General features: G+C 39.8%; 11 protein-coding genes. 2 read left to right on the top strand and 9 right to left on the bottom strand.

The features are described from left to right. Positions 1–521: 521 nt before the first annotated feature. Together QNN06_RS14555 and QNN06_RS14550 are read left to right on the top strand one after the other, a co-directional pair. On the top strand, positions 522–1,673 hold the full coding sequence (locus QNN06_RS14555; RefSeq protein ID WP_217034556.1) for a CapA family protein: 1,152 nt from the start codon (positions 522–524) through the stop codon (positions 1,671–1,673). 46 nt (positions 1,674–1,719) lie between these two features. After that, on the top strand, positions 1,720–2,481 hold the full coding sequence (locus tag QNN06_RS14550; protein WP_284037774.1) for a CPBP family intramembrane glutamic endopeptidase: 762 nt from the start codon (positions 1,720–1,722) through the stop codon (positions 2,479–2,481). A 119-nt stretch (positions 2,482–2,600) separates the two neighbouring features. Here the strand turns inward: QNN06_RS14550 and QNN06_RS14545 are convergent, their stop codons facing one another. The 9 genes from QNN06_RS14545 to acnA form a co-directional block, all read right to left on the bottom strand. Next, entirely contained in the window at positions 2,601–2,915 is a 315-nt protein-coding gene (locus QNN06_RS14545; protein WP_213115681.1) for a hypothetical protein, read from the bottom strand. A gap of 24 nt (positions 2,916–2,939) precedes the next feature. Continuing rightward, positions 2,940–3,371, bottom strand: coding sequence for an acyl-CoA thioesterase (locus QNN06_RS14540; protein WP_213115682.1), 432 nt, complete (start codon positions 3,369–3,371; stop codon positions 2,940–2,942). A gap of 26 nt (positions 3,372–3,397) precedes the next feature. After that, positions 3,398–5,689 (bottom strand): AAA family ATPase, encoded by a 2,292-nt coding sequence (locus tag QNN06_RS14535; protein ID WP_249366387.1) that lies wholly within the window; start codon positions 5,687–5,689, stop codon positions 3,398–3,400. Between the two features lie 225 nt (positions 5,690–5,914). Beyond that, positions 5,915–6,145 carry a small acid-soluble spore protein Tlp gene (gene tlp / locus QNN06_RS14530; protein ID WP_217034552.1) on the bottom strand — a complete coding sequence of 77 codons (231 nt, stop codon included), beginning with the start codon at positions 6,143–6,145 and terminating at the stop codon, positions 5,915–5,917. Between the two features lie 134 nt (positions 6,146–6,279). Next, positions 6,280–6,420, bottom strand: a complete 141-nt coding sequence (locus tag QNN06_RS14525; protein WP_217034550.1) for an acid-soluble spore protein N — start codon at positions 6,418–6,420, stop codon at positions 6,280–6,282. Between the two features lie 65 nt (positions 6,421–6,485). Continuing rightward, the gene (locus QNN06_RS14520) at positions 6,486–6,617 is read right to left on the bottom strand and encodes an FbpB family small basic protein (protein WP_066304847.1); all 132 of its coding nucleotides are present in this window, start codon (positions 6,615–6,617) and stop codon (positions 6,486–6,488) included. 209 nt (positions 6,618–6,826) lie between these two features. Continuing rightward, complete coding sequence (locus tag QNN06_RS14515) at positions 6,827–7,363, bottom strand: peroxiredoxin family protein (RefSeq protein ID WP_284037773.1); 537 nt, start codon at positions 7,361–7,363, stop codon at positions 6,827–6,829. A 53-nt stretch (positions 7,364–7,416) separates the two neighbouring features. Beyond that, complete coding sequence (gene abc-f, locus QNN06_RS14510; protein ID WP_284037772.1) at positions 7,417–9,177, bottom strand: ribosomal protection-like ABC-F family protein; 1,761 nt, start codon at positions 9,175–9,177, stop codon at positions 7,417–7,419. Positions 9,178–9,785: 608 nt separating this feature from the next. After that, a complete protein-coding gene (gene acnA, locus QNN06_RS14505; protein WP_217034544.1) occupies positions 9,786–12,491 on the bottom strand; it encodes an aconitate hydratase AcnA in 2,706 nt (901 codons plus the stop codon). Positions 12,492–12,772: the final 281 nt, after the last annotated feature.

The raw sequence follows: 12,772 nt of genomic DNA, 5'->3' as shown, positions 1-12,772 counted from the left end.
CCATTTTGGAGCTCCGCCTTTTTTGGCTAATAAAAAAGAATAATTTCAACTACGCCTTATGAACCATCATAACGGACTCGCCAATCGGCGAGTTTTTATTTATATCTTTAACAATTGAAATTTTTTATTGCCCATTACATCTTCAACGTAATCTAGCTTTGTATGGTCAAAATATACAAAATCCTTTTCATGAATGATAATAATCAGATCCTCAAACTCAAAGGTGAGGTCTCCTTTAATTTTCCGCTCCTCCAGAGACAGATTTAACTTTGGTCCCCCTCAGCCAATTCCCATGCTTAAACGCAGATAAAGTTCCTCATCCGCAGTTTTCTTCTCGTTATTCACGGTTTTAATTAATACTCGGTACGCCGCTTCCGTTACTTTAAACAATTTAATCACATCCTTGTTAAAAAAAATGTTGTCAAAATATGTTTTAATTTGCCAGATAATAATTTATAGTATTATCAAAGAATAAAAAGATACACAGAACAATTAAACCAAAATAATAATAGGAGAAGAATATGATGAAAAAATCCATTATTCCGTCCTTGTTGATTATTATTGGCTGTTCTCTCCTTGCCACTGTCCTCCTGATTAAACAACAAAGCCAATCTAATCATACCGCAAAAGTTTACGCAACAACAATTCACAAGTCCCGGCCCATGGAAAACCTCCAGCATTCGTTGACACAAAAAATAACGGTTGGTGCCATCGGGGATATTCTAATTCACAGTCCTGTATATCAGGATGCCTTTAACGGGGCGAGCTATAATTTCGACCCAATGTTCGAAGATGTGAAAGCGCTTTTAGAAAAGCCTGATGTGCTTACCGCCAATCAGGAAAGCGTTCTTGGAGGCACAGAACTTGGACTTTCCAGTTATCCGACCTTTAATAGTCCACACTCGGTTGCCGATGCATTAGCTATGAACGGTGTTGATATCGTCTCCAATGCAAACAATCATTCATTGGACAAGGGTGAACGCGGGATTCAGTCGGAAGCGGCTTATCTAAATGCGATTGGTCTCCGCTATGTCGGCAGCTTTGTCGATGAAAAGGATAGAGAAACATTAAGAATTATAGAGAAAAATGGGATTAAGCTCGCCTTTCTTTCCTATACATACGGAACTAACGGAATTCCTGTACCAAAAGGAAAAGACTATCTAGTCAACCTGATTAACCGCGATCATATGCAAGAAGAAATTCATCGTGCCAAAGACAAAGCAGATGTGGTAGTTGTAAGTATTCATTGGGGTAATGAATACCAGCGAATCCCGAACACCGACCAAAAAGATCTGGCCCGCTTTCTGGCAGGAGAAGGAGCTGATATCATCTTTGGCTCCCACCCGCATGTTCTTCAGCCGATGGAATGGATTGATAATCCAGATGGTAGAAAAACCTTTGTAGTTTATTCTTTAGGTAATTTCATTTCCGCCCAATACGGTGAATATAAAGATATTGGCGGAATGGCCGAGGTTGAGGTTACCAAGCAGACAACGGAACAAGGAAGTTCAGTTGTACTTTCAAATCCTAATTTTTATCCTACATTTGTAACGAGGAATCCGAATCGAGATTATCGTGTGGTGCCGCTTGAGTCAGCCGGGACGTTTGGTCTTTCGAAAGCTGAGCAAAAATATCAAGAAATCCAGCAGCATATGGTACAATGGCTCCGATAGGTCGGGGCCTTTTTGTTTGAGTAAAAGGCGTATGGGGGGATTTTTGGTGCTGCAAAAAAATGTCATTGGCATCATTTTAGGCTTTATATTTATGGTCATGACTTTTCTTTACACAAGAGGCATATTTACTCCATTTTTTGCTTTCATGATCGTATTGCTGCTGTTCATTGCCTTTTTGAAGGAAGAAAGCAGAGTTTTCACGTGGGTCCTGATAACGTTTTTTCTTGGAAATCTGATGGTCGGTTACGCTAGTCAATTCCTTGAACGTTTTCGATTGTCTGCCTTTTCTTTTGTGATGTTTAATCAACTTTTATTGCTTATCCCAATCTTCATGATTCGCTATGTTTTAATTAAATTTAAGCGAAAAATGTCCAGCTACTTTGGGAGGCCTTCTGTTCCTTCTTCCGCCCAAGTTATTTATTTGATACTTTCTATCGTTATTTTACTAAGCTTCCCCATCCTTTTGTATATGAAAAAAATGCCTGTCAATGGGCAGTCCTTTTTATATATTCTAGTGTTCTCGATTACCTATGCTGTATTACAGGAAGTATTGTGGAGAGGTCTTCTCCTTCCCCATTTTAGGCTCACTGCAGGCAATAAAATAGGGGTCGTCATGACAAGCATCGCCTTTGGCTTCAACACTTCATTATTTAGCCAAACCTTTACATTAACCATCCTGTTTATTTTAATCGGATTATTTTTTGCTATTATTACGGTAAAAACAAAAAGTATTTACCCTACTATTTTTCTTCATGCATCGATAATAGCTCTACTATTAGTCAGCGGGTTGATGGTGCTTCCTGTATAAATGAAAACTCGCCGATTGGCGAGTCCCTTAGGACGAAGACAGAGGCATAGTTGAATTTATGCGTAAAGTATGAATTTCGAGAAATTTTATACTTATTAGCGAAAATAAAGGCCCACTTATTATTCAAGTGAGCCTTCTTCACGATCCCAAATATGTTCTAGCTGTCCCTCTTGTATTAAAATATCTTTTTGCCGAGGGCCGATTAAATCAAAATGAGAATAGCCATCCTTGCGGTGATGGATCCATTCCTTCTTTAAACCATATCTCGTTCCCCAGGCAGCCAGCTTATCCAAATCCTCGCAGCCAACCTTTGTGACAGTTTTATAGCCGGGGAAGCGGTCATCAAGCCAATAATGAGTAAGAAAGGCGATTTCTCCAGAATCGATTTTTCTTTTCCATTCATCAATATCCCGTTTTTTAATGCCAAACGCCAACCTGATTACCTCCTGGGTCTGTGATTAGTCCCGTTTCTTTATTTCCTCGTATTTCAAGTACCATTCCGGAAATACTTTTTTAAATGATGTCGGCCGGAAATTTTCTTTTTTCACAATAATGTGGGTCGAAGTACCTTCAGCGCATACTTCTTCATTTCCATTTATTATTGTATAGCCGTAAATCGTCTTAATTCCATCGTTATGGGCGACCCAGGTTTTTACGAATGCTTGATCGCCGTACCGTAATGGTTTTTTGTAGGTAATTTGAATATCATAAACCGGCGCATAGTAACCGGCTTCCTCCATGGATAAATAGTTGTAGCCAAGATCTTCAATTAACGCAGTCCGTCCCAATTCAAAGAACTTCAGATAATTGGCGTGGTAAATAACGCCCATCATATCTGTGTCCGCATAGTACAGATGTATTTCCCTTTTAGAAATAAAATATTTCTCCATCTTTCTCGTCCCCTTCATGGTATCTTTTACTTTATCTTTTTAAGCGCCGCCTCTGCATCCTCCGCTTCAAGTAGCTGTGCTTTTTCCAATAGATTTTCGATGTGTTCTAAATTGATCAATCTTTTGGCCTGGGCCTGAATCATTTCATCCACCAGGTTTGCTGCCATCCGTCCGTTTCCTTTGAAAGCTTCCTTCTCCATAGACTGTGTAAGCAGACCTTTAGCTTTTTCTGTAAGTTTGTATTGATAACTTCCGGCATAGAAAACGATAATCTCCAGCAGTTCCTCAGGTGCATAATCAGGGAAAAAGAAAAACTTTTTAAACCGTGAACGGAGCCCCGGGTTGCTTTCCAATAATTCATTCATTTCAACAGGATAACCCGCTAAAATGACAACCAAATTATCATTATGCTTGGTCATTTCATCAACAAGCGTATCGATTACTTCTTTTCCAAAGTCTCCTGCTGTAGACCCAAGGAGGGCATAGGCTTCATCAATGAACAGGACCCCGCCAAGAGCCTCCCTAATTTTCTTCTTTGTCTTACCGGCCGTTTGCCCTACATATCCTGCCACAAAATCCGCTCTGCTCGTTACAATTAAATGACCTCTTTTTAAAATACCGCATTCCTTTAGCAGCTCGGCATAGATTTTAGCTACAGTAGTTTTTCCGGTTCCCGGATTGCCGGTAAAAACGGAATGCAGTTGAATGGGTACGGTCGGGAGACCATTGTTGCGACGGTATTGCTGCATTTTTACAAATGAAACTAATGAACGAATTTCTTCTTTTAATGGCCCAAGACCTATCAAGGCATCAAGCTGATCCTGCGGGGACTCTTTACCTTCAGGCTGCTCTAAAAGAAAATCTTCCTTTGTTAAAAGGATAAATTTCAAAATTTCATCTTCGCTATTGTTTTCTGATCCTTTTTTAAAAATGGCATCCAACACGATATTACGAGCTGCTCTAGCATTTCCGAATGACTCGTCCACCCGCTCGAGATCAAGACGATGATTGATTTCCACTTTTGCTTCCTCTGTAAACAAATAGTCATTATCAGCAGCCGCCATTTCGGCGATTTGGATCAACTCTTCATTCGAATAATTTGGTAAATGAATCATATTAGATTGTGGGAAACGGCTGCGAAGTCCCATATTAGCCTCTAAAAAGCTGCGCATTTCCTCGGTATATCCTGCTAATATTACCGCAAATTTCCCGCCGTACTCCTCACTTGTCATCAAGGCAACCAAAGTGTCGATGGCTGCTTGTCCATAATCATTTCCAGTCTGGCCTTCCCGCTTCAGACTATAGGCTTCGTCAATAAATAACACGCCGCCTTTTGCCCTTTCCACTGCGGCTCGGACGTTTTCTTCGGTTTGGCCGACAAATGAGCCGACAAGCTGCGAACGGTTGGTCTCAACCACTTTTTCCTGTGGGAGGACGCCCAGTTCATGATAGATTTTTGCAAGCAGCCGGGAGACCGTTGTTTTTCCAGTACCCGGATTCCCGGTTAATATCATATTTAGGCTGAATTCATCCTTTATTTTAAAGCCAAGTTCTTTGCGCTGTTTTTGGTATTTTAACACTTGATAGAAATCATTTACTCTTTTTTTAACCGTAGCCATACCAACCATATCATTCAGCTGTTCCAACGCCTTTTTTTCAGACTGGCCTTCATGATTACTTTCAACAAATAACTCCTGCCATTTTACTTTAATGTTTTCGAGGTTGGCTAAATGATTTTTTAAATCCTCATAGTAGACGGAAGTATGAAAAACACCAGTAATCGATTGATCATATTCTTCGGCAGCCTTTAATAATGAGGCGGTTTCTCCAATTGCCAAAGATAATAATGCATTTAGCTGACGATAGGGTTCAGTCTGATCCATCCGTGAAGGGGTTCCAGACTTTGATTCAAGATCATGCAGTGCATCCTCTGCTTCGGTTAAAAAGCTTTTACATATTTCTATGTATTCCTCAGCAATTTTCTTCTTGGCTGTTCGGTTATCGGTCTCCCTTATTGGTGGAAAGATGAGTGGAGCGAGAATATCCTTCATTTTTTTCCAGTCAGCTCGAAAAAGATATTCCGTTGCCTTTTTATTATCAGGGTCCAACTGTAGAGCTTTTTTAAGCATTGGGACGGCTATGCTGTCCTGGTTATTACGTCCAAGTCTTGATAATGCCGCTGTGGTCAATAGGTCCGATAAGATTAAAGGATTTCTTTCCTTTTCCAAAGCAGCAATAATTGGCCCTTCATCCTTGATAGTTCCATTTTGCTGAAGTTCCATTTTCCAATTCTTTATTTGGTTCATTTCATGTTTCAATAGGATCAACTCTTCATAAGAAATTCCCTTCTATCTTAACACATCGGGCTTGATAACTTAAAATTTGGGAACTAAATGAAAACTCGCCGATTGGCGAGTACGTTAGGACGGTTCATGAGGCGTAGTTGAATTTATGCGTTAAGAAAGAATAAAATTTGGGGAAATTTTATTCTTTCTTATTAGCCAAAAAAAGGACCGTCCTTGAAGAACCGGTCCTTAGCTTTTTTATTCCTGGTTGTTATTGGCCTCATCCTTAATTTCTGAACGGAAAGATTCGATGCTTTCCTGTCTGCGCTGATTTTTCTCTTGAATTTGCTGGCGCTGTGTTTCGCTGTCAGTGAAAGACATGGACTCTTCAGCCGCTTCCATATTCTGAATCGTATTTTCAATCATGTTTTGCAGTTTCTCAACATTATCGCTGCGATCATCTGGGTTTGGTTTGTTGTTATAAGGCATGTTAACTCCTCCTAAGAAATTGTTCATGTTACAGATATAGTTTGTATCGAAGACTAAAAAATATCACAGAAAAAATTGCATTATCAAATTAAAAAGACCCTGCGCAAGTGCACACGGGTCTTGGATTTCTATATTTATTCGCCTTTAGTTTGCATAACCTGGGCGTGTTGTCCGGATGTATCGCCCATTTGATTACCCTTATTCGCAGTTGAACGTCTTGGCTGCGTCCCCACATGTGTAGGACGGAAGCGTTTTGTTTGATAACCTTTACCCATTCTAATCCCCCCTTACTAACATTTTGTCCAAAGGGGGCAGATGAATGAATGGTAATCTTTTTTAATTACTCAGCTTTACCGAGGCGCTTTGCTTCAATGCGCTGTTCAATTTTTTCCATTGCAGCACGGTCTTTTAAAAGTTGTGATTTATTTTCAGATACTAGTTCCGCAAAAGAACGTTTTCTTGGCTTTCTCATTTGTATCACCTTCCTTATGTCCTATTCTAACAGTTATTATCACCAATAACGGTTTAAATTATTACAACTTTTTGAAAATTTAATTCTTTATTTTTTTTATAAAGAAAACTAGCTGATTGGCGAGCCCCCTAAGGGCGAAGACAGATGCGTAGTTGCACTTATACTTTCTTATTAGCCAAAAAAAAAACGCTGGATGTTTAATCCAACGTTTATTTCAACTTGCTTGTAAATTCCTTCATTTCCTCAAGCTTCATGGAACCAACGAATTTATTTTGAATGACTCCTTTGCTATCAATAAAATATGTCGATGGAATTGATAGGACTTGATACTTTTCATTTACTGCATCCTCAGCGTCAAGCAGGATTGGGAAAGTTATTTTATATTCATTCACAAATCCTTGAACATCCAATTGCGGATCGATATTTACCGCTAGGATGGTTATATCGTCACCCGCTTCTTTATGAAGCTGTTCCATATCAGGCATCTCTGCTTTACATGGCGGACACCAAGTCGCCCAAAAGTTAAGCATAACTTTTTTACCTTTTAAATCAGATAGCTTGACGGTTTCTCCAGCCAATGTTTTTAGTTCAAAATCAGGTGCTTTGGCGCCGATTGCCGGGCCGTTTTGAGCAGCTGCTGTCGGGCTTGCGGTTTCGGGTTTCTCTGCCTTTTTATTTACTGCTTGGACGATTGCTACGGTTAATAATGATATCAATAACACGGCAGCAATGACTTTCTTCACCATCCCGAATCTCTCCTTTATACATAATCCAATTACCCTGATTTTACACTATAAACTCAGTTGAAACAAAGCATACATATTTCGATTTTGTGACAGTTAAGGGAAGAGCCCTGAGGCCCATACCCAATCAGATTCCTTTTCTGTTTTAGCAATTCATTAAATTCTTTATCTAATAGAGGATATTTTGGATCTTGGCGGTCAATAAGTGCTAACTCCCCAAGTACTGCGGCAATTTTGTTTTCAATTACCATTAGGATTTCTTTTTGGTCCCCTTCATCTTTTTTATTCTCTTTATTAAAAAACTCCTCCGGTCCCATTTCAAATCGCTTTATTTGCTGATCTTCAAACACCAAAAGCCGATTACAAAGTTTATTTAAAAAATAATAATCATGAGAAACGGTGATAATTGTCCCAGTAAACTCAGATAATGTTTTTTCAAGCTGTTCTCTACTGGGCAAATCCAAATAATTAGTCGGCTCATCCAGAATTAAGACATCATAGTCTTTCAATAACATGTCAACAAGTTTAACCCTGGTCCGTTCACCAAGACTTAACGTTCCAATAGGTTTTGTAATGAATTGTTCCTTAAGCCCCAGGTTGGCAAGCATGGTTCTTGCTTTAAAAATGTGATCGCGGTCGGTTAATCCCAATGCTTCGATTGCTGTTTTTTCAACAGGTAAATCAGCAACATCCTGGCTTAAGTAAGCAATTCTTAACGAATCGCTCTTCCACAATTCTCCGTCAGTCCGCGAAACCAATCCCATAAAAATTTTGATTAACGTTGTTTTCCCGCAGCCATTTTCGCCAAGGAGTCCAATCCGCTCTCCATAATTAATGTAAAATTGGGAATTTCGGAAAAGGTATCTGCCCTTAAAAGCCATGGACAGATTTTTTGCCTCAATGATACGCTTCCCTCTTTTTCCGTAGCTGTCAAACTCAAATTGAACCGTTGCTTCTTCCAAAGGTTTATCTACCTTGTTTTTGCCCAGTTCACTCTGCAGTCGTTTCATTTTTGACTTTATTTGTGCGTCACGCTTCTTTGCTTTGACCCGGTGATATTCCTTAAAACCTTCCTCTTTTGTGGAAGTTCTATGCGCTTTATCCGACCAGGATTTTAATTGGTCCATTTGCTCTTCTACCCGTTCAATCTGGCGCTGCTGCACTTCGTACTGATGCTTTTGGTTCGCTATTTTGCGCTCCTTCTCCTTACGGTATTCACTATAATTACCTTGGTAAAACTGAAGCTTTCCAGCCTCCAACTCAAAAATCCGGTTAACTGTTTGATCAAGAAAATGTCGGTCATGTGAGATACTCAAAACAGAACCCGGGAATTTTTCTATTTCAGAAATTAACCAATTAACTCCTTTAAGGTCTAAATGGTTTGTCGGTTCATCCAAAATTAACAGGTCCGGTTTTGAAGCCCATATACTTGAAAGAGCAAGTTTTAGCTTTTCGCCGCAGCTTAAATGCTCTAGCCTTTCATCCTGCCAATTTTGAACCTTTTTCAACCCTAACTCGCTGGCGAGCTGAAAAACCTCACATATTTTTAAGGATTCCTGAAAATCATTTACTTCATAATCAATTGATTGAGATAGGTAGCCTATTTTCAGATCAGGTGATTTTTCTATGTGGCCACGATCTTGCACTTCCTTCCCCAAGATGAGATTTGCCAATGTCGTTTTGCCGCTGCCGTTGTAACCAACAAGACCGATTCTTTCACCAAATTTAATATCCAACTGGATTTCATCTAAGATTTTTAGTAAATGAAAGCTCTTTTCTAATCCTTTTATACTTAAAATAACATTATTTTTGTTCATAAAAAAACTCCCTCCATGAACCTGAAGAGAGTTAAATGTCTTATTAAAAGCAACACGAAATAAACCTCTTTAAAGGTTATTAGCAGCTTATAATCAGGACATAAAAAGGACAGACTTATCCCATTCTTCAGGTTCAACATTTTTCGTTTATTCGAATCATGTTCTGAAAAATAAGATTAAAACTTCATCGGCCCTTTTTTCATTCCTTTACGATTGATTAATCTCATTCTAAGCAATTATAAGCAGGATTGTCAACAAAATACAAAAGGAGGATTTATGGATTACTTCTGATTTTTGTTATTATTATCTTGTTGTACTTGATTTTGACCTTCTTGATTATTCAAATTATCTGGTTGCCTTCTATACACATTTCTTCGATTTGGCGCATAATAATTTACATTATTGGGTCTTACTTGTCTGGATGACTTGCCTCCACAACCACATCCCATATTACTCACTCCTCTTTTACGATATACAAAAAAAGATTGGTTTTGTGTTTTATTATATGGTTCTAATTAGGTAGATGTTAGGACAAATATTCCATTATTTTTAAGAAAACACAAAAAAACACCATGCGATTTCACGCATGGTGTTTTATTATTAAAGGATTAGCCTTGTAATCTTTCACGAAGAACCATTTGCAGGATTCCGCCGTGACGGTAGTAGTCGATTTCAACTTCAGAGTCGAAGCGGACAACTACTTCAAATTCCTTCTTGCTGCCATCTTCAGCAGTAGCAGTAACTTTTACAAGGTCACGTGGTTTTACGTTCTCGTCAACTTGAACTTCAAATGTTTCCTTGCCAGTTAAACCAAGTGATTCAGCGTTGTCGCCTTCTTTGAATTGAAGTGGAAGAACGCCCATTAATACAAGGTTAGAACGGTGGATACGCTCGAAGCTTTCAGCAAGAACAGTCTTGATCCCTAATAGGTTAGTACCTTTTGCAGCCCAGTCACGGGAAGATCCCATTCCGTAGTCTTTTCCAGCGAGAACCATTAAGCCAGTGCCTTCTTCTTTGTACTTCATGCAAGCATCATAAATGGACATAACTTCGCCTGTTGGCCAGTAAGTTGTGAAGCCGCCTTCTGTGCCAGGTGCGATTTGGTTACGGATACGGATGTTTGCGAACGTACCGCGCATCATAACTTCGTGGTTACCACGGCGGGAGCCGTAAGAGTTGAAGTCACGAGGCTGAACGCCTTTTTCTAATAGATATTTACCAGCTGGAGTATTTTTGCCAATCGCTCCTGCAGGTGAAATATGGTCAGTTGTAACAGAGTCGCCAAACTTACCAACGATGCGAAGAGCAGTTAATGGCTCAACTTCACCTGGGTCTTTAGATAAACCTTCAAAGAATGGAGGATTTGCAATATAAGTTGAATCCTCATCCCAAGTATATAAAGGCTCGTTGCTAGTCTTGATTTCATTCCAGCGCTCGTTGTCGCCAAACACGTTCTCGTATTCTCTACGGAACAGTTCAGGTGTAACAGTTTGTTTTACTACTTCATTTACTTCAGCAGTAGTTGGCCAGATATCCTTGAAGAAGACGTCGTTGCCGTTTTTGTCTTTTCCGATAGGATCTTTTTCGAAGTCAACGTTAACTGTTCCAGCTAATGCATAAGTAACAACTAGCGGTGGTGATGCTAGGTAGTTAGCTTTTACAAGCGGATGGATACGTCCTTCAAAGTTACGGTTACCGGAAAGAACAGATGTAACTAATAGGTCGTTTTCCGCGATTGTTTTTTCGATTTCTTCTTTTAATGGACCGGAGTTACCGATACATGTTGTACAGCCGTAACCAACAAGATTGAAGCCGATTTGCTCAAGGTATGGAAGCAATCCGGATTCACGAAGGTAACCAGTTACAACCTTAGATCCTGGTGCCAAAGAAGTTTTTACAAACTTAGGAACTTCCATTCCAAGTTCTACAGCTTTCTTCGCAACAAGACCTGCACCCACTAGAACATATGGGTTAGAAGTGTTTGTACAGCTTGTGATAGAAGCAATCGCAACAGCACCTGTTTTGATTTCTGCTTCGTCGCCGTTGTTAAATTTAACGGTTGCAGACTTTTCAAGCTCATCGGAACCTAAGCCGAAGCCTTGATTGCCTTGAGGAGCAGAAACAGCCTTCACGAATTCTTCCTTCATTTTTGAAAGTGGAATTAAATCCTGCGGACGCTTAGGACCGGAAAGATTTGCTTCGATTTCAGCAAGGTTGATTTCGACTACGTCAGTATAAACTGGCTCATCAGCTGGTGAGAAGAATAAGCCGTTAGCTTTGCAATATGCCTCAACAACTTTGATTGCTTCTTCATCGCGGCCTGTTAAGCGCATATATCCAAGTGATTCATCATCAATTGCGAAGAATCCGCAAGTTGCACCGTATTCAGGAGCCATGTTTGCAACTGTTGCACGGTCAGCAAGCGGTAATGAAGAAACGCCTGGTCCGTAGAATTCAACAAATTTGCCAACTACGCCATGCTTACGAAGAACTTGTGTTACTTTTAAAGCAAGGTCAGTAGCAGTTGCACCATTTGGCAGTTCACCGGTTAATTTAACCCCTACAACCTCTGGTACTGGGAAGTAAGAAGGCTGGCCAAGCATGCCTGCTTCTGCTTCGATACCGCCAACACCCCAGCCAAGCACGCCAAGACCGTTGATCATGGTTGTATGAGAGTCAGTACCGACAAGTGTATCTGGATAAGCTTCAAGCTCGCCGTCAACTTCTGCAACATGAACAACATCAGCCAAGTACTCAAGGTTAACTTGGTGGACGATACCAGTTGCTGGAGGTACAGCGCGGTAGTTATTGAATGCTTTTTGTGCCCAGCTTAAAAACTGGTAACGCTCAGCATTACGTTCGAATTCTAAATCCATGTTAACTTTTAAGGCATTTTCGTTACCATATGCGTCAACCTGTACAGAGTGGTCGATAACAAGGTCAACTGTTTTTTCAGGATTGATTTTGTCTGGATCGCCGCCAAGGTCTGCCATTGCTTTTCTTAAGGAAGCAAGGTCAACAACTGCAGGAACACCAGTGAAGTCCTGAAGAATTACACGGGAAGGCTTGAAAGGTACATCCACCTCTTTAAGCTCATCCGTTCCCCATTTTGCAAGATTTTCAACATGCTCTTTTGTGATAACACGGCCATCATATTGGCGGAGCACGGATTCAAGTAATACTTTTACGGAATAAGGCAATTTGGACACGTTGCCAATGCCTGCTTCTTCCAAAGCGTTTAGACGGTAATAATGATAAGTTTTGCCGTTTACGTCAAAGGAAGATCGTGCGTTAAACACATCATTTTTCGCCATGGTAGTAACCCCCTTATACGTCATAAAAATACAAAAATCGAAAAGTTGAAAAATCCCCATCCGGCTTTTACTTTTCTCACAAAAATAATCTTAATACAACCGATTACATAAGTAAATAACAAGAAAGTTATTGTGATTGATAAGTTTTTCTTATGTTTTTTTATGTAATTTGTTCGGAATATTTCGAAAAAACTATCATTACCTATGTAAAATTTTCTTTTGCCATCCGAAGGATTCCCTCTTACATTATGGCAAAAAAACTTTTATTTGTCATTAATTTC

Origin of the sequence: Neobacillus sp. 114 (assembly GCF_030127045.1) — a bacterium.
GTDB lineage: Bacteria > Bacillota > Bacilli > Bacillales > Cytobacillaceae > Neobacillus > Neobacillus rhizophilus.
Note: the sequence above shows the minus strand (reverse complement) of the source record. Positions and strands in the feature narration are given on the sequence as shown.